The organism is Nonomuraea sp. NPDC000554 (assembly GCF_040300065.1).
Taxonomy (GTDB): Bacteria; Actinomycetota; Actinomycetes; order Streptosporangiales; family Streptosporangiaceae; genus Nonomuraea.
This window is the reverse complement of the sequence record NZ_JBEPDC010000013.1, coordinates 43089-64285: the sequence shown is the minus strand read 5'-3', so window position 1 is coordinate 64285 and position 21197 is coordinate 43089. Positions and strand designations below refer to the sequence as shown.

Annotated in this window: 14 protein-coding genes; 4 read left to right on the top strand and 10 right to left on the bottom strand. The window is 71.7% G+C overall.

What is annotated here, in order from left to right; genetic code table 11:
- Positions 1-33 precede the first annotated feature (33 nt).
- The 3 genes from ABT294_RS24265 to ABT294_RS24255 all read right to left on the bottom strand — a co-directional run bounded on the left by ABT294_RS24265 (position 34) and on the right by ABT294_RS24255 (position 5083).
- The gene (locus tag ABT294_RS24265) at positions 34-1323 is read right to left on the bottom strand and encodes an ABC transporter substrate-binding protein (protein WP_350808529.1); all 1290 of its coding nucleotides are present in this window, start codon (positions 1321-1323) and stop codon (positions 34-36) included.
- Positions 1324-1439: 116 nt separating this feature from the next.
- Complete coding sequence (locus ABT294_RS24260) at positions 1440-2216, bottom strand: AMP-binding protein (protein ID WP_350808528.1); 777 nt, start codon at positions 2214-2216, stop codon at positions 1440-1442.
- Positions 2217-2722: 506 nt separating this feature from the next.
- Complete coding sequence (locus tag ABT294_RS24255; protein ID WP_350808527.1) at positions 2723-5083, bottom strand: ATP-binding protein; 2361 nt, start codon at positions 5081-5083, stop codon at positions 2723-2725.
- Between the two features lie 84 nt (positions 5084-5167).
- On the opposite strand from ABT294_RS24255, the gene ABT294_RS24250 reads away from it, so the two are divergent.
- Complete coding sequence (locus ABT294_RS24250) at positions 5168-7030, top strand: ABC transporter ATP-binding protein (RefSeq protein ID WP_350808526.1); 1863 nt, start codon at positions 5168-5170, stop codon at positions 7028-7030.
- A 102-nt stretch (positions 7031-7132) separates the two neighbouring features.
- On the opposite strand, the gene ABT294_RS24245 is transcribed toward ABT294_RS24250, so the two are convergent.
- The 3 genes from ABT294_RS24245 to ABT294_RS24235 form a co-directional block, all read right to left on the bottom strand.
- Positions 7133-8566 (bottom strand): penicillin-binding transpeptidase domain-containing protein, encoded by a 1434-nt coding sequence (locus tag ABT294_RS24245; protein ID WP_350808525.1) that lies wholly within the window; start codon positions 8564-8566, stop codon positions 7133-7135.
- A 35-nt stretch (positions 8567-8601) separates the two neighbouring features.
- Entirely contained in the window at positions 8602-8961 is a 360-nt protein-coding gene (locus ABT294_RS24240) for a MerR family transcriptional regulator (protein ID WP_350808524.1), read from the bottom strand.
- A gap of 126 nt (positions 8962-9087) precedes the next feature.
- On the bottom strand, positions 9088-9738 hold the full coding sequence (locus ABT294_RS24235) for a TetR/AcrR family transcriptional regulator (RefSeq protein WP_350808523.1): 651 nt from the start codon (positions 9736-9738) through the stop codon (positions 9088-9090).
- 86 nt (positions 9739-9824) lie between these two features.
- Between ABT294_RS24235 and ABT294_RS24230 the strand changes: the two genes are divergently transcribed.
- Complete coding sequence (locus tag ABT294_RS24230; RefSeq protein ID WP_350808522.1) at positions 9825-11111, top strand: GH1 family beta-glucosidase; 1287 nt, start codon at positions 9825-9827, stop codon at positions 11109-11111.
- A gap of 171 nt (positions 11112-11282) precedes the next feature.
- Here ABT294_RS24230 and ABT294_RS24225 read toward each other — a convergent pair whose 3' ends face one another.
- Positions 11283-12173, bottom strand: coding sequence for a VldE C-terminal domain-containing protein (locus ABT294_RS24225; RefSeq protein ID WP_350808521.1), 891 nt, complete (start codon positions 12171-12173; stop codon positions 11283-11285).
- Between the two features lie 217 nt (positions 12174-12390).
- Here ABT294_RS24225 and ABT294_RS24220 point away from each other — a divergent pair, with 217 nt between their 5' ends.
- Positions 12391-15408, top strand: coding sequence for a M14 family metallopeptidase (locus tag ABT294_RS24220; protein WP_350808520.1), 3018 nt, complete (start codon positions 12391-12393; stop codon positions 15406-15408).
- A 201-nt stretch (positions 15409-15609) separates the two neighbouring features.
- Entirely contained in the window at positions 15610-17043 is a 1434-nt protein-coding gene (locus ABT294_RS24215) for an aldehyde dehydrogenase (protein WP_350808519.1), read from the top strand.
- Positions 17044-17376: 333 nt separating this feature from the next.
- Here the strand turns inward: ABT294_RS24215 and ABT294_RS24210 are convergent, their stop codons facing one another.
- The 3 genes from ABT294_RS24210 to ABT294_RS24200 all read right to left on the bottom strand — a co-directional run bounded on the left by ABT294_RS24210 (position 17377) and on the right by ABT294_RS24200 (position 21192).
- On the bottom strand, positions 17377-18153 hold the full coding sequence (locus ABT294_RS24210; RefSeq protein ID WP_350808518.1) for an alpha/beta hydrolase: 777 nt from the start codon (positions 18151-18153) through the stop codon (positions 17377-17379).
- Positions 18154-18246: 93 nt separating this feature from the next.
- On the bottom strand, positions 18247-20745 hold the full coding sequence (locus ABT294_RS24205) for a LuxR C-terminal-related transcriptional regulator (RefSeq protein WP_350808517.1): 2499 nt from the start codon (positions 20743-20745) through the stop codon (positions 18247-18249).
- Positions 20746-20751: 6 nt separating this feature from the next.
- Complete coding sequence (locus ABT294_RS24200; RefSeq protein WP_350808516.1) at positions 20752-21192, bottom strand: AMP-binding protein; 441 nt, start codon at positions 21190-21192, stop codon at positions 20752-20754.
- Positions 21193-21197: the final 5 nt, after the last annotated feature.

Here is a 21197-nt window from a genome sequence, read left to right as displayed (position 1 = left end):
ACGGCAGGCGCGCGGCCTGCCGTACCCGTGCTGTCACTGCGCGTTGGCCTGCGCGGCGTCGACCAGGCCCTTCTGCAGGGCCGCGACGTCCTTGCTGCCGATGAACAGGCCGACCGCCTCGGTGATCGCCGCCAGCCACGGCTGGTTCACCGACACGCCGTGCTGGATGGAGCCGGCGAGCTTGTTGCTCGACCAGTCCTTCAGCGCGTCGGCCAGGTAGTCGGTGTAGAGCGCCTGGTCGGCGTCCTTGCGGGCGGGGATGGAGCCCTTCTTCGGGTTGAACGCGTCCTGGCCCTCCTTGCTGGCCGCGACCTTGAGCCAGGCGATGGCCCCGTCGCGGTTCTTGGCGCCCTTGGGCAGGGTGAAGCTGTCGGACAGCCACAGGTACGTGCCCTCGGTGCCCGGCGCGGGCGCCCAGTCGAAGTCCTCCTTCGACTTCTTGCCCAGGCCGCCGTCAGGCGGGTTGTGGAAGTAGCCGTAGGCCCAGTCGCCCATGATGGTGAACGCGGCCTGGCCGTCGGCCACCTGCTTGGCCGCGGGCTGCCAGTCGTCCTGCGGGTCGCCGGCGAACGACATGATCGTCTTGAAGTTCTCCAGCGCCTTGGTCACCTCCGGGGCGGCCCAGTTGCCGCCCGGCTTGAACAGCGCGTTGTACGCGTCGGTGCCGAGCGAGCCGAGGAGCACGTTCTCCATCAGGTGGACGACCGTCCACTCGGAGCCGATCGACAGCGGGATCTTGCCCTTGGCCTTGACCTTCTGCAGGTCGGCGATGAACTCGTCGACCGACTTCGGCGCGGCGGCGATGCCCGCGTCTTTCAGCACCTTCGGGTTGAACCACAGCACGTTCGAGCGGTGGATGTTCACCGGCACCGAGTAGATCTTGCCGTCGACGCTGATCTGGTCGATGAGCTGGGAGGGGAAGACGTCCTTCAGCTTCAGCTCGTCGTACAGGGAGTTCAGGTCCTCCAGGTCGCCGGCCTTGATGTAGCCCTGCAGCTCGGCGCCCGCGTGGCCCTGGAAGGTGTCGGGCGGGGTGTTCGCGTCGAGCTTGGACTGCAGCAGCGCCTTCGCCTTGTCGCCCGAACCGCCGGCGACCGCGGCGTCGAAGAAGGTGAAGTTGGGGTTCTGCTTCTCGAAGATCTCCTTCATCGCCTTCAGGCCGTCGGCTTCGCCGGGGCCCGTCCACCAGGAGAAGACCTCCACCTGTTTCTTCCCGCCGCCACCTGCCGGCGTCTGCGCCGCCTTGTCGCCTCCGCCACACGCGGACAGGCTCAGCACGCTCGCCATAGTGATCGCGACGGCCGCCAACCACCGTCGTCGCATCGCACACCGTCCCTTCGAAGCCCCGAATGGGTGGGTTGACAACGTTGTCAGTGGGGCTAATCAACGCACTAATCACTGGGGCCGTCAAGGAGTGCGCGGATAACAGGTCCGCATACTCAGCCGAGCCGCTCCAGCGCGCCCGCGCGGTCGCTGACCGCGGTGACGCCGAACTCGCGGACGAGGCCGGGCAGCCTCGCGGCGTCGAGGCCGCCGGCGCAGACCAGCAGCGCGCCCCTGCTCACCGCCAGGCCCACCAGCGCGACGAGGCCGCAACCGCCGTCGGGCGGCCAGGCGACCAGCACCGCGTCGGACTCGCTCAGCCGTACCGGCAGGTCCAGCTCCTCCATCAGGCCCACCAGGTCGGCGTGCGCCAGCCGGTGGCCGCCGGCGAGCACCAGCGCGTCCTGGCGTTTCGGATCGAGCACCGGCAGCGCGGTGGGCTCCAGCGCGAGCAGGTCGCCGAAGTCGAGCGCGTCGAGCGCCGTTCCCAGCGAGATCACCTGCCGCACCCGCGACTCGTCGGCCGCCAGCGCCGCGCTCTCGGCCAGGTCGGGGGTGACCACCAGGGTGCGCGCGTCGCACTCGCGCAGCAGCGCGGCCACCTCGCGGACGGGCAGCGCCGGGTCGATCGGCGCGGCCACCCCGCCCGCCGCCAGCACGGTGTGCACCGCCAGGGTCTGCGCGCCCGCCGTGGACACCTGCACGCCCACCACCTGGTCCCGCCTGGCGCCCCTGCGCACCAGCCCCGAGGCCGCCCTGGTCACCTCGGTCACCAGCGCGCGGTAGCCGTAGGCCAGCCCCGCCCCCACGTCGACCAGGGCCGGCCGGTCGCCTCGCTCGTAGGCCCGGCCGAACACCTCGTGGATGACGGTGGACGAGGCGGACGGCTTCATATTTGCGAAGCGTACGGCGGGCATCGGGGCCCCAGCATCCGCCGATGTATGTAGAGCCATGTGCAACACGCCACCGCGGGTCGCGTGCTCACGCCGGGCTCGCCCAAGCGGCACGGCGGGCGATGCGGCGTCGCGACCAGGCGCTGCGTCGTGGCGGCGAGATGAGGCGGCCGGGCGGTGTGGTGTCGCGGGCCGGGTAGCCGGGCGCGGCGGCGGGATGAGGCGGCCGGGCGGTTGCGGCGTCGCGGGCGGGCCCGAGCCCTGCGCGGCTCGAGCCCGCTGTCACGCGCCCGAGGCCGGGCCCCCACCCCTCCGAGGAGGCCCAGCCCTTCCGGGACGCGTGACGTCCCCGGCGGACCAGCCGCGGCGCGGGCCCGCACGGGCGCGCGGGTGCGGCGGATCACACGCCAGAAACGGTAGGCGGGCGGACCGGAACGGCACATGCGTCGAGATGGCCATTCGAGGGTGTAACCCGGCGGGCCGGAAGATGTGTAGAGACGTCCAGGTCAGCGGCTGGCGACGACCCACGCCGCGATCTGCGTACGCGTGGAGAAGCCCAGCTTGGACAGGATGTTGGCGACGTGGCGGGCGGCGGTGGCCGGGCTGATGACCAGCTCGTCGGCGATCGCCCGGTTGCTCAGGCCCCTGGCGACCAGCTCGGCGATCTCGCGCTCCCGCGCGGTGAGCCGGCTCTCCTGCATGACGGGAGCGAGGTCTTCGGGGACCACGTCGGGCACGGGGCCGCCGAGCGCGCAGGTGACGGCCCCGTCGGCGGTCATGGCCGTGCCCTCGGCCCAGAGCAGCGCGACCACGGCCTCGCCCAGCCGGTCGCGGGCGGGCCGCAGGATCTCCTCGGTTCCGGCGTCGGGCCGGCGTCCGCGCAGCGCCAGGGAGGCCGCGGTGAGCAGGACCGCCCGCCGGTGGTCGCCCTCCGCCGCGACCAGGCTCGCCCACGCCGCCAGCCGCCGGGCGGTGCTCTCGCGCAGCCCCGCGTCGCGGCTGAGCAGCAGCGCCTCGGTGAGCCTGGCCCTGGCCTCCCCCAGCTCGCCCGCGTCGAGCGCGACGCCGCCGAGCCCGGCCAGGCAGCTGATGATCTGCTGCCTGGCGTCGACGTGGCGCAGCAGGCGCAGGCTCGACTCGTAGTGCCGCCGGGCCGAGGCCGTGTCGCCGGTGCGGCGCGCCACCTGCGCCAGGCCGATGTGCGCGTTGGACCGCGCCCAGTGGTTGTCGAGCCGCTCGCTGAGTGCCAGCACCTCCTGGAAGCCGCGCTGCGCCTCGTTCAACCTGCCCTGGTAGAGGCCGATGAGCGCCCTGGTGCCCTGGACGATCGACTCCAGGATCGGGTCACCGCGCTGCCTTGCCGACTCCAGCGCCGCGCCCAGGGGTTCCTGCTCGCCCGTGGAGCGGGCCTGCAGGATCATGCCGACCGCCTGGCCGTACTCGTCGCCCGCCGACCTGCACAGCTCCAGCCCCTCCCGCGCGGACCGGGCAGCCGTCTCCAGGTCTCCGCGCGGAACGGCCAGCTCGCCGCGCAGGATGGCGGCCTGCCCGCGCAGACCGGGCGGCACGTGGGGCGCGTCCAGCGCGAGCAGCCGGTCGAGGCGGCCTTCCAGGCCCGTGATCCGGCCGGCCGCGACCAGCAGGTAGCGCAGGTCGGTCAGCAGCTCGAGCGCGGCCTCGGGCCGTCCGGACGCGATCGACCAGTCGAGGGCGGCGCAGATCTCGCTCCTGAGCCCGTCGAGGAGGGTGCCGTAGCGCTCGATGACCGGCCAGTGCGTGCGCGCGCCCGGCGACACGGACGCTCTGAACCCGGTGGCCAGCCTGGCGATCGCCGTCAGGTGCGCGCGGCGCAGCGCGGTCTCCTCGCCCGACTCTTCGAGCTGCTCCAGCGCGTACTCGCGGACGGTCTCCAGCAGCCGGTAGCGGGCCTCGCCCGCGATCTCCCCGTCGAGCACGACCAGGGACTTGTCGACCAGGTCGCACAGGCGGGGCAGGACGTCCTCCTCGGGCAGGCCGTCGCCCGCGCAGGCCCACTCGGCCAGGTCGAGGGTCCAGCAGGCGCGGAAGGCGGCGACGCGGCGCAGCAGCAACCGTTCCTGCGGGCTGAGCAGCCGGTAGCTCCAGTCGACGGCGGCGCGCAGCGTGCGCTGCCTGGCGGGGGCGGTGCGGGCGCCGCCGGCGAGCAGTCTGAAACGGTCGTCGAGCCGGTCGACGAGCTGCCTGACCGACAGCACCCTGACCATCGCGGCGGCCAGCTCGATCGCGAGCGGCAGCCCGTCGAGCGCCCGGCACAGCTCGACCACGTGCGGCAGCACCTCGTCGGTGAGCTCGAAGCCGGGCCTGGCCGCCACGGCTCTGGCCTGGAAGAGCCGCACCGCCTCGCACCGCGCGGGGTCACCCGACAGCGACAGCGGCGGCACCCGCCACACGGTCTCTCCAGGAACGCGCAGCGGCTCGCGGCTGGTGGCCAGGATGGTCAGGCCGGGACACGCGCCGAGCAGGTCACGGGAGAGCTCGGCGCACTCGGCGATCACGGTCTCGCAGTTGTCGAGGACGAGCAGCACGTGCCTGCCGCCGATCGCCTCCGGCAGGTCGCCCGCGACGCCGAGGGCGGCGCAGACCTGGCCGTGCAGGGCGCCCTTCTCCAGGTCGGCCAGCTCGACGAGACGCACGCCGCCGGTGTGTTCGGGCGCGACCCTGGCGGCGAGGCGCAGGGCCAGCCGGGTCTTGCCGATGCCGCCCGCGCCACAGAGGGTGACGACCCTCGTGACGCGCATCAGGTGGACGAGCTCGTCCACATCGGACTCCCGGCCCACGAACAGGTTGGGCTGGGCCGGCAGATCGCTGGGGTCGGCGGATCGCAGCATCACTCAGAGTGTGACACCAACTACGTCTCGCGCCCATACGTAATTCGTCTGAGAACTGTCGGTGCCTGAGGGCACACTCAGAGTATGCCTGAAGAGCCCCTCGAATTAGGCGAGATCTCCCTTTCCGAGTGGCACGCCCACACGGACAAGATGGCTGAAGTCGGTTTCCTCACCATTGCCAGGCGGCTGCCGTCCCTCGTGGGCCAGGCGATGGGCATGGCCTGGCGGGCCAGCCCTCGCGACACCGTGGCCACCATCGTCCTCAACCTGCTCAGCGGCGTATTCACCGCGTTCGGGCTGCTGGCGACCACCGGCGTGCTCAACGCGCTGTTCCAGGAGGGCCCCACCCCCGAGCGGGTGCTGGCCGCGCTGCCGAGCCTGCTCCTGGTCGGCGCGGCGGCCGTGCTGCGCACCACCCTGCAGGCGGGCGCGGGCTGGGCCCAGGCGCGCCTCGACCCGCAGGTGTCCCGCCTGACCGAAGAGCGACTGTACGGCCTGACCAGCCAGGTCGACCTGGTGGCCTACGACGACCCCGACTTCCACGACGCGCTCCAGCGGGCCAGGGCGCGCGGCGTGGCGATGGCCGACTCCGTGGTGACCTCGGCGATCAACGTGGTCACCGCCCTCGTCGGGCTCACCGCCGTGGCGGGGGTGCTGGGCGTGCTGCACCCGGTGCTGCTGCCGCTGCTCGTGCTCGCCGTCCTGCCCGACGCGTGGGCCACCGTGCGCAGCGCCCGCATGCGCTACTCCACCCTCTACACGCTCATCCCCGCGCACCGCCGCAAGTGGATCATCGCCGAGCTGCTCGCCGACCGCGAGCCCGCCGGCGAGGTCCGCTCGTTCACCATGCGCGGCTTCCTGCTGCGCATGTACGACGCGGTGGCACGGGCCGAGCAGGACGTCATGCTCGGCCTGGCCAAGCGGCAGACCACCGCGCGGCTGGTCGGCGAGGCCCTCGGCGGGGCGGGCACCGGGCTGGTCTACGTGGCGCTCGGCGTCCTGCTGTCGATCGCGGCGATCCCGCTGGCCGTGGCGGGCACCGCCGTGCTGGCGATCAGGTCCGGCCAGACGTCGCTGTCCAACCTGTTGTTCGCCACGAACCGGCTCTACGAGGAGGGCCTGTACTTCACCGACTTCCTGGAGTTCTGCGCCGCCGCCGAACGCCGCCTGGCCGGGCCCCGCCCCGTCCCCGCCCCCGAGTCCTTCGAGCGCATCACTGTCGAGAACGCCACCTTCACCTACCCCGGCGCCGGCTCGCCGGCGCTGCGCGGCGTCTCCATCGAGATCAAGAAGAACGAGATCATCGCGTTCGTCGGCGAGAACGGCTCGGGCAAGTCCACCCTGGCCAAGATCCTCTCCGGCCTGTACGAGCCCGACTCGGGCACGGTGGCCTGGGACGACGTCGACCTGCGCGAGGTCAGCCCCGAGGGGCTGCGCCTGCGCACCGCCGTCATCGCCCAGGACCACACCCGCTGGCCCCTGACCGCCCGCTACAACATCACGATGGGCACCGACAAGGGCGAGGAGGCGTTGCACGCGGCCGCCGCCGTGGCGGGCGCCGACGAGGTCGTCGCCGACCTGCCCCACGGCTACCGCACCCTGCTCGACAGGCGGTTCAAGGACGGCCACGAGCTGTCGGGCGGCCAGTGGCAGCGCATCGCGGTGGCCCGCGGCTTCCACCGCGACGCTCCCCTGCTCATCTGCGACGAACCCACGGCCGCGCTCGACGCCCGAGCCGAACACGCCCTGTTCGAACGCATCCGCAGCCACTCCGACGGCCGCACGGTCGTCCTGATCACCCACCGCCTGGCGAGCGTCAGGTACGCCGACCGCATCTACGTCCTCGACCACGGCAAGATCGTCGAACAGGGCGACCACGAGACCCTGATGACGCTCGACGGCCTCTACGCCGACCTCTACACCCTGCAGTCCTCGGCCTACCGCTGACCCGGGCCGTCGGGGCCCGCCGCAGGTCGGGGAGCAGTGCACCCCGCGGCGGGTCGGGGCCGTCAGAGCGGTCTGCCCCCGGCCGGCCGTCGAGGCCGGACGTCAGGCGAGGGCGGCCTCCAGGATGCCGCGGACGAGCAGCTCGGCCGACGTCGAGCCGCCGTCCTCCAGCACCACCGCCACCGCCACCTGCGGCGCACCCGCCGGGGCGAAGGCGGTGACGAGGGTGTGGCCGCCCTCCGTGGTGGCCGCCCTGGCCGCCACGGCCACGTCCGGCACCGCCGCCGACGCGCCCGCCCACGCCGGGCCGGCGCCCGCCGACATCATCGCGGCGAGCTTCCCGGCCTGGTCCGGCTGGAGAACGGTGCGGTAGGGGGCCGGGTCGGCGCGGTTGATGATCGAGCCGTCCGCGAGGCGCACCTCCTCCACGAGGTACGGGCGCATCAGCACGCCGTCGTTCGCCACGGCCGCCGACATCATCGCGGCCATCAGCGGGGTGACGCTGTCGTCGTGCCGGCCGATGGCCGACATCGCGGTCTGCGGCCTGTCCAGGGAGTTGGCGGGGTAGGTGCTCGGCGCCACCTCCAGGGGGATGCGCAGGTCGTCGTTGAAGGCGAACGCCTCGGCCTGCTCGCGGATCGTGTCCTGGCCCAGCTGGAGACCGACCGAGGCGAACGCGGTGTCGCAGGAGAGCCGGAAGGCGGCGGCGAGCGACGGACGGCCGCTGCCGCACGGGCGGCCGTCCGGGCTCCACAGGCGCTCGTCGGTGCCGGGGAGCGGCAGGGCCGCGGGGGCGTCCAGCCTGGTGGTGGGGGCGTACTCGCCCGAGGTCAGCGCGGCGGCGGCCGTGACGATCTCGAAGGCGGCGCCCGGCGGGTAGGTCTGGTCGATCGCGCGGTTGACCAGGGGACGCGACGGGTCCCCGCTGAGCCGGGCGTCCGCCTGCGCCAGCGCCTTGGGGTCGAAGGTGGTGAAGGCGTTGGGGTCGTAGGACGGGTAGCTGGCCATGGCGAGGATCGCGCCGGTCGCCGGGTTGACGGCCACCGCGGCCCCGGAGCGTCCCGAAGCCTGGAGCCCCTGGTAGGCGGCCCACTGGACGCGGTCGCTGATCGTCAGCATGACGTCCGCGCCCCGCACGGTGCCGTCCGTGACCATCGACCGCACCCGCACCCGGGGGTCGTCGCCCAGCAGCGCGGCGTCCTGCGCCTGCTCGACGCCGGTCGTCCGGTAGAGGGAGTCGTAGCCGGTGACGGGCGCGTACATCTCGCCGCCGAGGTAGGTCCGCACGTACGGGTACGGGCCGGACGTCCGGAGGCTCCTTGCGATGGTCGTGCCGTCGTAGGTGAGGATGTCGCCGCGCGGGTGGTCGAACCGGCCGATCAGCGTCCGCTGGTTGCGCGGATCGGCGTTGAGGCTCGGCGCCTTGAACCCCTGGAGGTAGGTGGCGTTGGCCAGCAGGGCGAACAGCATCACGGCGCACAGCCGCGCGACCCGGCGCAGCAGGATGTTGATCCGTTTCGCCCTCGGTCCGGCCATGCTGCTGGTCTAACAACCGGACCTCAAAGGCAGGGCTACAGGACGCTGCGGTAGTAGGAAATCTTGTGATGGATGTACCGCTGGCGCTCGGCGAGCTTGGCGATCTGGCCCTGGACCCGGCGGTCATGCTCCTCGAGCAGCTTGATCCGGTCGGGCAGGGTGTGCTCGCCCTCCCGGGTGAGCTGGGCGAACCGCACCATCTCCGCGATCGGCATCCCGGTGTCGCGCAGGCACCGGACCATGCCCAGCCAGCCCACGTCCTGATCGCTGAACCGGCGCTGCCCTGCCGCGTTGCGTTCGACGGGCGCCAGCAGGCCGATCTTCTCGTAGTAGCGCAGCGTGTCGATGCTGAAACCGGTCTCCTCGACCACTTCGGCGGGTGTGTAGACACTCACGCGAACCAGCATCGCACCTGGAGCGCGCTCCAGGTCAACCGGTTGACATGGAATGTGCTCAGGTCGCACAGTCATCGGCTGCGCGCCCGCCTGGACGAGCCGCGCTGACCGCCCCGCGTCAGCCCTCTAGGACAGGTGCTCGGAGAGGTAGCGGCGGACGAGCCGCTTGGTCTCGACGATCAGGTCGGGGTCGCCGTCGGGGTGGACGCGGAAGGCGAGCTTGAGGACGGCGTCGGTGGCTTCGACCGCGACCAGGATCGCGCGGTCGAGGCTCGGCCCCGTCGGCACGTCGCCCGCGCTGGAGACGAGGTCGAGCACGAGGGACCTGAGCCGGTCGGCGACGATGACGTTGTTGTCGAGCGCCGCGTCCAGGGAGCGCTTGGTGCCTTCGAGCGGAGGCCCGCCGGGGGTGGGCAGCACCTCGCCGAAGTCCACCACGGCGAACCCGGGGGTGGTGCGCTTCATCTCGACGAACTCGTCGACGGCCAGGTCGACCAGGTCGGTCCAGTGGGCGAGGTCGGCGGTGGCGATCCGCTCGGTCACCCTGGTGAGGAAGGCCTCCAGGTTGCGCACCGCGAGGGCCCGTACCAGCCCCTGCTTGTCGGAGAAGAACTGATAGAACGTGCCGATCGGGACCTCGGCCCGGCGGGCCACCTCCTTGGTGGTCAGCGCGTCGTATCCGACCTGGTCGAGCAGCAGGGCACACTCGTCGAGCATCCGCTCGACCCTCTCCACGCTGCGGCGCTGGGCCGGACGGCGGCGCAAGGTACTCGTCATGCGACCATCCTCGCCTATTACCAGCTGGTACAGTCCGGGACTTTCCGGTCCGTTAACATGAGCCATACTCACAACGGAGGTGCTGGATGTTCCTGTGGGGCACGGCCACGGCCGCGTACCAGATCGAAGGGGCCGTCACGGAGGACGGCAGGGGCGTCTCCATCTGGGACACCTTCTCGCACGAGCCGGGACGCACCCGCGACGGGCACACCGGCGACGTCGCCTGCGACCACTACCACCGCTGGCCGGAGGACATCGCGCTGATGTCCGGACTCGGGGTGAACGCCTACCGCTTCTCGATCGCCTGGCCGCGCGTCCAGCCCACCGGCACCGGCGAGGCCAACCCGAAGGGGCTCGACTTCTACGAGCGGCTGGTGGACGGGCTGCTCGACGCGGGCATCACCCCCGCGCCCACCCTGTTCCACTGGGACCTGCCGCAGGCGCTCCAGGACCGCGGTGGATGGATGAACCGCGACACTTCCCAATATTTCGCCGAATACGCGGCGATTGTGGCCGACCGGCTGTCCGACCGGGTGAAGATGTGGATCACGCTCAACGAGCCGTTCATCCACATGGCCTACGGCTACGGCCTGGGCATCCACGCCCCCGGCCAGGCCCTGCTGCTCGACGCGCTCCCGGTGGCCCACCACCAGCTGCTCGGCCACGGGCTGGCCGTCCAGGCGCTGCGGGCGTCGGGCGCCGAGCAGGTGCTGATCACCAACAACTGCACCCCCGTCCGGCCCGGATCCGATTCCGAGGCCGACCGGGCCGCCGCCGACGCCTACGACGCCCTGCACAACCGCCTCTTCAACGACCCCGTCCTGCTGGGGACGTACCCCGACTTGTCGGCGTACGGGGTGGAGATGGACGTCCGCGACGGCGACCTCGACGTGATCTCCGCCCCCCTCGACGGGCTGGGCGTCAACTACTACAACCCCACCCGGATCGGCGCCCCCACGGACGACGGCCTGCCCTTCACCGACCTCGGCATCACCGGCCACCCCACCACCGCCTTCGGCTGGCCGGTGGTGCCCGACGGGCTGCGCGAGCTGCTGGTGGGCCTGCGCGACCGGTACGGCGCGGCGCTCCCGCCGATCCACATCACCGAGAACGGCTGCTCGACGGAGGACACCCTGGACGACCAGGACAGGATCGCCTTCCTCGACGGCCACCTCACCGCCCTCGACCAGGCCGGCGCCGAGGGGGTGGACGTGCGGGGCTACTTCGTCTGGTCGCTGCTGGACAACTTCGAATGGGCCGAGGGGTATCACCAGCGCTTCGGCCTCGTCCAGGTCGACTTCGACACCCAGCGCCGCACCCCGCGAGCCTCCTACACCTGGCTCCGCAACCGCCTCTCCCCCGACGCCTCCTGACCCGACGCCCCCTTCCGCTCCTTCACACCCGTTCGCGCAGCGGTGAGGGGGTGTCATAGGGCAGCCTGGCCGGGGTGATGGAGTCAGCAGCGGCAGTCGAAGGCGGCGGGGAGCGATGCGTGCGCCCGCCGCCACTCCTCCTCCGGTCGGCGGGCGCGGGACGGCCCGCCGTCAGAAGACGGAGACGTGCACGTGGTCGTAGTGGTTGGCCGTCACGCCGCCCCGGTCGGACATCGGGTCCCAGCCGCCGCCCGAGCGGATGTCGTAGTACCGCTGCTTCCAGATGATGTACATCACCCCGATGCGCGCCCCGTTCTGGATCAGCCACTCGGCCAGCGCGTCGCCGCGGTCGGCGTCGGCGCCGGTGGCCATCGTCCCGCCGCGGGACATCATGAAGTCGCAGGCCCGCCCCTTGCCGTGCTCTCCCGGGTCACCGGCGCGGAGGCAGCCGACGCCGTACAGCATGGGGAACTTCCCCATGATCTCGGCCCGCACCGCGATCATGCGCGGCGTCAGACCCTCGGACCCGCCGGGTTTCTGGATCCCGAACTTGGCGAGCAGGCGCTCGATCTCGCGCCGCTTGCCCTGCATGTTCTTGATCTCTTTTTTCAGCTTGTCGATCTTGTCGTCGGCGGCGGCCCTGGCCTTCTTGGCGTCTTCGACCAGGGTCTGGATGCGTCGCACCCGTCCGGCGCGCTCGTCGGCCAGGTACTGCAGGACGGCCGCGTGCCCGAGCATCTGGGACGGGTCGCCCGGGGAGGAGAAGAGCTGCATGCCGTCGAGGGGCCCGGTCATGTAGGAGTTCCGCGCGATCGTGGCGACGTCGGCCTTGGCCTGGACGAGGTCTTTCTGCAGCGAGGCGGACTTGTCGGTGGCCTTCTTGACCTGGATGCGGATCTCCTCCAGGCTCTGGATCGACCCGCGGTAGAGCACGTTGAGCTTGGCGGCCTGCTTGGTGAGCTTGCGCACCTCGCCGACGTCGGGGTCGGCGGCGGCGGGGAGGGGGAGCCCGAGCAGCCCGGCAAGGACGGCGACGATCACGGCGAAGCGCCCGAGTCTCACGCCCGTCCTCCCCTCATCGACGCTGCGCAACTATAGAAGATGATCTTGATAGCTGCCACCCGAACCATGGAACTCGTGCACCTTTGGCGACTTATCTGACACTTTGTGAGCTACCTGCCACTCCGAGAGGATTAAGGCACACATAAAGTTTGGGTCTTGTCGGGATCGCGGCCCCGGGTGAGATTTCGAGGAACTCGACTCTGCGAAGGGGCAGACCGTGTCTCGATTACTGACGCTCATCCCGGCCGTGACCCTGGGCCTGTGCACGTCCCTCGTCGCCCTGGAGGCCGGGGCCACGGTGGCCCCGCCGCCACCCGCCGACCGGATCGAGCTCTACCAGTTGGACGGTTCCCCGGGCACCGGCCAGGCGCTCAGGGAGAAGGGCTTCGACGTCGTCCAGCAGGAGACGGCGGGCGGCAAGGAGCACGTCGAACTGACCGCCGCCCAGGCCGACCTCGACGGCCTGCGCAAGCTCGGCCACCAACCCGAGCCCGTACGCAACCCGCAGGGCCAGACCCAGCTTGAGGCGACCACGGCGCAGGCCGCGGGCGGCTACACCGTCTGGAGGTCCTACTCCGAGCCGGGCGGCATCGCCGACCAGCTCAGGGCCATCGCCAACGCCAACAAGGACCTGGTCAAGATCCAGTCGATCGGCAGGACGCTGAAGGGCCAGGACATCCTGGCCGTCAAGGTCACCACGCTGGCCAGGGCGCTGCCCGACGGCGTCAAGCCCGCCACCCTGTTCTCCGCCACCCAGCACGCCCGCGAGTGGATCTCCACCGAGGTGGACATGCGGCTGCTGAAGTACGTGCTCGCCAACAGGACGGCGCTGAAGGACCTGCTCACCAGGACGGAGCTGTGGTTCGTCCCCGTCGCCAACCCCGACGGCTACGACTTCACCTTCACCGAGGGCAACCGCCTGTGGCGGAAGAACCTGCGCGACGTGGACGGCGACGGCAAGATCACCGTCGGCGACGGCGTGGACCCGAACAGGAACTTCCCCACGAACTTCCACTACGACGAGGAGGGCTCCTCGTCGATCCCCAGCAGCGAGACCTACCGCGGCGCCGGGCCCGCCAGCGAGCCCGAGACCGTCGCCATGGACGGCCTGCTCAAGAGGATCAGGTTCAAGGGCCAGATCAACTACCACTCCTACGGCCCGCTGCTGCTCTACCCACAGGGCTGGCAGATCGCCACGAAGACCGCGGACGACCCGATCTACCAGGCCCTGTCGGGGAACGACGCCAAGCCCGCCATCGCCGGCTTCGACCCGGACCTGAGCGCCGAGCTCTACACCACCAACGGCGAGACCACCGACCACGCCCACTTCAGGTACGGGACGCTGGCCTGGACCCCGGAGCTGGACGAGGGCTGCGACGGCTGCGGTTTCGTCTTCCCCGACGACGAGGCCCTGGTGCAGGCGGAGTTCGAGAAGAACATCCCGTTCGCCCTGGACGTGGCCGAGTCCGCCACCAACCGCTCGGAACCGGTCAGCCACCTCGGCAACACCACGCCCGACTTCGTCCTGGACCCGTTCGAGGTCAGCTACGGACGCGACCAGGTGGTACAGGTCGACGCCAAGCGCAAGCTCGGCCCCGTCCTCCTCAACTACCAGGTCAACGGCGGCAGAACCAGGGTCGCGCCGACCAGCGAGTGGCGCGGCGGCGAGCGGTACGGCGACGGCTACGACACCTACTACCACTGGATGCGCGGCAAGATCACCGGCACCAGGCCGGGCGACAAGGTGAAGGTCTGGTTCACCTCGCTCGGCAGGAAGAGCGCCGACTTCACCTACACGGTCGCCTCCGACATCGGCGGCAAGGTCCTGGTGCTGGCCACCGAGGACGTCACCGGCATCAGCCCCGCCCAGGGCGCCACCGAGGCCAAGTACGCCGGCGACTACGTCAACGCCCTCGCCGAGGCTGGCTACACCTCGGACGTCTACGACATGGACAAGCTGGGACGCAAGGCCCCACACCCGCTCGGGGTCCTGAGCCACTACAAGGCCGTGGTCTGGGAGACGGGCGACGACATCATCCCCAGAAGCACCGGCCAGGTGCCCGGCACCACGTCCAAGGGCGGGGTCGACACCGAGCTGGCCGTCCGCGACTACCTGAACGAGGGCGGCAAGCTGCTGCACGCGGGCAAGTACCCGTCGTACGCGGCCAACGCCAACGGCCAGTACTACTTCCAGCCCGACCAACCGGCCCAGCCGGAGTGCGCGACGCCGACGGACCCGCCGTGCATCCAGGTGTTCAACGACTTCCAGCAGTACTGGCTCGGCGCGTACGTCTTCTTCGACGACGGCGGCACCGACCAGACGACAGGCCGGCCGTACGAGCTCAAGGGCGTGGGCGGCCGGTTCGACGGCTTCGCGGGCACGCTGGCGCCGAGCCACACCAACTCCTACGTGGCGACCTCGGCGATCCTGCCCGCGCGGCAGTTCCCCCGGTTCGCGAGCTCGGCCCCGGTCAAGTGGGCGCGTCCCGGCGGGCCGTTCGACCCGCACACCGGTTCCTGGGACGTCTACAGCGGCATCGCCGACGTGTCGTGGAAGCGGCTGACCAGGACGATCGACCTGACCGGCAAGACGGGCGGCGACCTGTCGTTCTGGACCTCGTACGACACCGAGTCCGGCTGGGACTTCCTGACCGTCGAGGCGCACACGGCGGGCCAGGACGACTGGACGACGCTCCCCGACGCCAACGGCCACACCACGCAGGACACAGGAAGCAGCTGCGCCCCGCCGAGCGGCGGCGCGGGCTGGCGGACGATCCACCCGTTCACCCAGCGCTACCAGGGCCCGGCCTGCGAGCCGACCGGCACCTCCGGGTCGTGGAACGCCGCCAGCGGCAACTCCGCCGGCTGGCAGCAGTGGAAGATCGACCTGACTCCGTACGCGGGTAAGAAGGTGGAGCTGTCGATCTCCTACGTCAGCGACTGGGGCACCCAGGGCGCGGGCGTCTTCCTGGACGACTTCGCGGTCACGCTGGACGGCGCGACCGCGGAGCAGAGCTCGTTCGAGGCCGACCTCGGCGGCTGGACCGTCGCGGATCCCCCGGCGGGCTCGTCCGTGTCGATCAACAACTGGTTCCGCACGGACCAGGTGTTCGAGGAGGGCGGCGGCCTGGCCACCAAGAACACCGTCTACCTGGGGTTCGGCGTCGAGAGCCTGACCAGCCAGGCGGCGCGCACGGACCTGGTCAAGCGGTCGATGCGGCACCTGCTCGGCTGACCACGCAAGAGGGGTGCGGCCCACCCGCCGCACCCCTTCCGGCCCCTCCCGCGCCCTCTCCGCAGCCCCTCCCGTGCGTCCCCGCAACCCCCTCACCGCGCCTGTCGGCGCCCTCTTGCGTGCTCGGACAGAAGATGGTTCGGTCTGCTTGAGGCAGTGCGGCAGCAAGCAAGCATTAGGTCAAGCAGGAGGGCTCACGACATGCGCCAGCACGACACGCTGTTCATCGGGGGCGAATGGGTGACCCCGGCGGGCACCGGAACGATCGACGTCATCTCTCCCCACACCGAGGAGGTCGTGGGACGGGTGCCCGACGGCACCACCGCCGACGTGGACCGCGCGGTCGCCGCGGCCCGCGTGGCGTTCGACCTCGGCCCCTGGCCGCGCCTGACGTTCGCCGAACGGGCCGAGGCCATCGCCAGGCTGGCCGAGATCTACACCGAGCGGCAGGCCGAGCTGGCCGAGCTGATCACGGAGGAGATGGGCTCGCCGATCACGTTCTCGAACCTCGCGCAGGCTCCGCAGCCCCTCGGCATGCTCCAGTTCTACGCCGAGTACGGAAAGACGTTCGCCCAGGAGGAGCAGCGCCCCGGCCTGTTCGGGCCGACCACCGTGCGCAGGGAGCCGGTCGGTGTGGTGGCGGCCGTGGTGCCGTGGAACGTCCCGCAGTTCGTCACGATGACCAAGGTCGCACCCGCGCTGCTGGCGGGCTGCGCCATCGTGCTCAAGCCCGCGCCGGAGACGCCGCTGGACGCGTACCTGCTGGCCGAGATGGCGCAGGAGGCCGGGATCCCGCGGGGCGTGCTCAACGTCGTGCCCGCCGGACGCGAGGTCAGCGAGTACCTGGTCGCACACCCCGGCGTGGACAAGGTCGCCTTCACGGGCTCGACCGCCGCGGGCCGCCGCATCGCCGCCATCTGCGGCGAGCAGCTCAAGCGGGTCAGCCTGGAGCTGGGCGGCAAGTCGGCGGCGATCATCCTGGACGACGCCGACCTCGCGTCCAACATGGGCATGCTGGCGATCGCCTCGCTGATGAACAACGGCCAGGCGTGCGTCGCGCAGACCCGCATCCTGGCCTCGCGCAACCGCTACGACGAGGTCGTGGACGCGGTCGCGGCCATGGTCACCTCGCAGCCCGTCGGCGACCCCGCCGACCCCGCCACCGGCATCGGCCCACTGGTCGCCAAGCGGCAGCAGGACCGGGTCGAGGGCTACATCAGGATCGGGATCGACGAGGGGGCCAAGGTCGTCGTCGGCGGCCTCGACCGGCCGTACGAGCGCGGCTGGTACGTCGCCCCGACGGTGTTCGCGGGCGTCACCAACAACATGCGCATCGCCCGCGAGGAGATCTTCGGCCCGGTGCTGACCGTCATCCCCTACGAGGACGAGGCCGACGCGATCCACATCGCCAACGACAGCGACTACGGCCTGGCGGGCACGGTCTGGACGGCCGACGCCGACCACGGCATGGACGTGGCCCGCCAGGTGCGCACCGGCACCTACGGCGTCAACTGCTTCATGCTGGAGGCGAACGTCCCCTTCGGCGGCTACAAGGCCAGCGGGATCGGCCGCGAGCTGGGCCCGGAAGGCCTGAACGGCTACCTGGAGTACAAGACGATCTCGCGCCTGGGCTGAGCACGACCGCACCGGGAGCGACCGAACCGGGAGCGGGGCGGCGAAACCGGGAGCAGCCGCGCCGAGAACGGGGCGGCCTGAAGAGGACAGCCGTGCCAGGAACAGGGCGGGCAGGCCCGGTTCCGGCTGGGATTTGGTCGGCCGGGAAACGACCGAGGGCTCCGGCCGTGCCGGAGCCCTCGTCACGGATGGGTACCCAGCGCGCCCCCGCGACGCTGGGCTACCGCCCGATTACATGAAGTATGTCCCACGTCCACCGCCTCGGCGGTTTCCTTCCCCTAGGACTTTCTCCCGGCGGATATCTCCCTTCCGCCCTAGGTAGACGTTCGTTACTCAGGAAAAGTTCGAGGTGATCCATTTTCCGATTCGCCGGATGAGTTCGGGCGTCGCGGCGGACTCCGCGTGGCCGTATCCCGGCTCGATCCAGAGCTGCCTGGGTTCGCGGGCGCTTGCGTACAGCTGGTGCGCGTGCTCGACGGGGAAGAACGCGTCGGCGTCGCCGTGCACGATCAGCAGCGGGGTGGGCGAGATCAGCGCGGCGGCCTCGTGCGGCGGCATCGGGACCGGGTCCCACTGGCCGCGGGCGATCCTGGTGCGCTTGGCCAGCCGGGCGGCCCAGCGCCCCAGCGGCCGCTCGATCGCCCAGTGCACCTGGCGCATCGGCTTGGTGCCGCGGTAGTACCAGCGGGCGGGGCCGCTGACCGCCACCACGGCGTCCACCCCGCTGTGCAGGGCCGCGTGCCGCACCGCGACCGCCGCCCCCATCGAGAAGCCGACCACGGCGATCCTGCGGTAGCCGACCACGCGGGCGTGCCGCACGGCGGCCTCGACGTCGAGCACCTCCAGGTCGCCGACGGTGCTCTCGCCGCCCGAGCGGCCGTGCCCGCGGAAGTCGAACGCGATCACGCCGCCGAACCCGCTGAACACGTGCGCGATGCGGCGCGCGGTGCGCTCCCGCCACGAGCCGGTGAATCCGTGCGCCATCACGATGCCCAGATCAAGACCCCGATCGAGGCCCAGGCCGACCCGTGTGGACGGGGTGTGCGCGGCGTCGATGCGGACCCCGTCGCCGGTCCTCAGCATGACGGGGAAGTGCGGTGCGAACGGCATACCGCCGAGCCTACGATCCCCCTGCCCGGAGCCCGCGCCCGACCGTCCCGCTCATACGATCCCCTGGCCGGAACCCGCGCGCGACCGTCCCGCTCAGCCGCAGTGCCCCTCCACGCCACGGTCACCCTCGCCCGCCAGGTCGCCGGCGCCAGGCCGGTGCTCGGCCGCCCAGACCGCGATCTGGGCGCGGGAGGCGAAGCCGAGCTTGTCCATCATGTTCGCGACGTGCCTGGCCACCGTCGCGGGGCTGATCACCAGATCCGCCGCGATGGCCCGGTTGCTCAGCCCGCGGGTGAGCAACCCGGCGATCTCCCACTCCCTGGGCGTCAGCGCCGAGCAGCGGCCCTCGGGCGCCGGCGCGAAGGACGGCGACGGAGGCGGGCTCTCCCTGTCGAGGATGCGCCGGGCCACCTCGTCGGGGTGCTGCTCCCGGCCGCGGGCCCAGAGCGCGGCCACGCGGGTCTCGCCCAGCCTGGCCCTGGCGAGGGTGAGCAGCTCGTGCGTCCTGGCGCGGTTGCCGTGCTGGCCGATGGACTCGCGCAGCGCGCTCGCCGCCGCCGCGGCCAGGACGGCGCCGTCGAGGTCGCCTTCTGACTGCGCCAGCACCGACAGGGCCACCAGGACGCGCACCATCTCCCTGCGCTGGCCCGTCTGCCTGCACAGCACCAGGCTGGCGGCCACGTTCTCCCTGGCGGTGGCGTGGTCGTGCAGCTGGGCCGCCACCCTGCCGAGCTTGGCCAGGCAGCGGGCCAGCTCGGCCCGGTTGTCGAGCTCACGCAGCAGCGGCAGCGCGGCCGTGTGGTGCGAGCGGGCCGCCTCCAGGTCGCCCCTCGCCTCCGCGACGGCCCCGAGGTGGGTCAGCGCCCTGGCGATGGTCCACCGGTGCCCGGACTCCTCGGCCAGCGCCAGCGCCTGCTCGCCGAGCCGCTGCGCCTGGCGCACCTGGCCCTGGAACAGCGCCAGGTTGAGCTGCGCCATGCGGGCGGTCGCCAGGTTGAACAGGTCGTCGTGCGCGGTGGCGGCCTCGTCCAGCTCCTGGAGGTAGCGCGCGGCCCGGTCGCCCTGGCCGGTACGCAGGAAGACGGTCACCGCGACCGCGTAGCTGACGCCCAGCCAGTGGCTGTAGGGGTGCCGCCGCTGCTCCTCGATGCTCTCCACGATGAGCTCGGCGGCGCGAGCCAGCTCGTCGCGGGCCTCCAGCGCGTAGGCCAGGCCGCCCTTGGCCACGCCGACGACGTCCGGCGGCACCTGCGACAGGTCCAGCCCGAGCAGCCGTTCCAGCCAGTCGACGGCCTCCGCCAGGTCGCCGCGCATCGCCAGGATCGTCACCGTGGCCCGGCACAGGCGCAGCCCGAGGGGCGCATTGCCCGACTCCATCGCCCAGTCGACGGCCGCCCTGCAGTCGTCGAGCAGCGCCCTGCCCCTGCCGAAGTAGGCGAAACGCGCCGGCCACGGCATGCGGTCGGCCAGCGAGCCGGCCGTGAAGCAGCGCTCCTGCGCCTCGCAGATCAGCCTCAGATGCCTGTCGCGCAGCCACGCCTCCTCCCCCACCTCCCGGGCCCGCTCGACCGCGTACTGCTTGATGGTCTCCAGCAGGTGGTAGCGCCCGCTGGCGTCGTGCCGCTGCACCAGGGACTTGTCGACCAGCCCGTTGAGCAGGTCGAGCACCTCGCAGGCCCGCACCATGCCGCCGTCGGCGCACACCTGCTCGGCCAGGTCGAGGTCGAAGTGCCCGGCGAACACCGACAGCCTGCGCAGCAGCATCCGCTCCTTGGGCCTGAGCAGCTCGTGGCTCCACTCGACGGTGGCCAGCAGCGTGCGCTGGCGCTCGGGGGCCGTCCTGTCGCCGGTGGTCAGCAGCTGGAAGCGGTTCTTCAGCCGGTCGGCGATCCGTCCGGGGCTGAGCAGGCTGGTACGGGCCGCCGCCAGCTCCAGTGCCAGCGGCAGCCCGTCGAGCGCCCGGCACAGCCGCACGATGTCGTCCATGTCGTCGGTCACCGCGCGGGCCCCGACGGCGAGCGCCCGGTCCACGAACAGCAGCACGGACTCGGCGTGCGGGTGCTCCTCGTCGGGCAGCTCCAGCGGCGGCACCCGCCAGATCAGCTCTCCAGGGATGCGCAGCGGCTCGCGGCTGGTGAGCAGGAACCGCACCCCTGGGCAGTCGGCCATGAGCGCCGCCACCAGCCGCGCGCACCTGTCGACCAGGTGCTCGCAGTTGTCGAGGACGAGCAGCGCGTCCGCCTGGCGCAGCCGGGCCCGCAGCCCGTCGAGCACCCGTCCCGGAACCTCGTCGCGGACCCCCAGCACCTCCGCGATCCGGTGCGCGATCAGCTCGGCGTTGCCGATGCGGGCCAGTTCGACCAGCCACACCCCACCGGCGAAGCGCTCCACCACCTCGGCCGCGACGTGCAGCGACAGCCGGGACTTGCCGATGCCGCCCACCCCGCAGAGCGTGATCACGCGCTGCTCGCGCAGCAGCGCGGACAGCTCGGCCACGTCGCGTGCCCGTCCGACGAAACGGTTCGGTTCGGCGGGGAGGTTGTGCTGGACGTGCGCGGTCATCGGGTGCCCAGGTGTCGGCGGGAGGCTCACGCCTGCTCAGTCTTCCCTGGTTCGGGGGCCCGCACGATCACTTTGCGTGCACATCTCGCCACCCAACGGGTATGGTTCCCCGGCGCTCAGGTCGGCCCTGAGGTCGGGGAGGCTCACCACGATCCTGACGCGCGACTCGTCGGCCGCGTCGAGCGCGTGCGGCAGGTCGGAGATCATCACCCGGGCCCGGCTGGCGAGGATGTGCTCGCGCAGGCTGCCCGCCTCCAGCTCCGCCGGAACCGGCCAGACCGTACCGCCCGCCGCGATCACCGCGTCGGTGGCCACCAGCAGGCCGGGGCCGACGGGCAGGCAGATGAGCACCGTGTCGCCCGTGCGCACGCCCCTGCGCCGGAGCTGGACGGCCGCCGCGGCCGACAGCTCGTCGAGCTGGCCCTGGGTGATGCCCAGGCCCGTACCCGAGTCCACCATGACAATCCGCTCATCCATGGGCC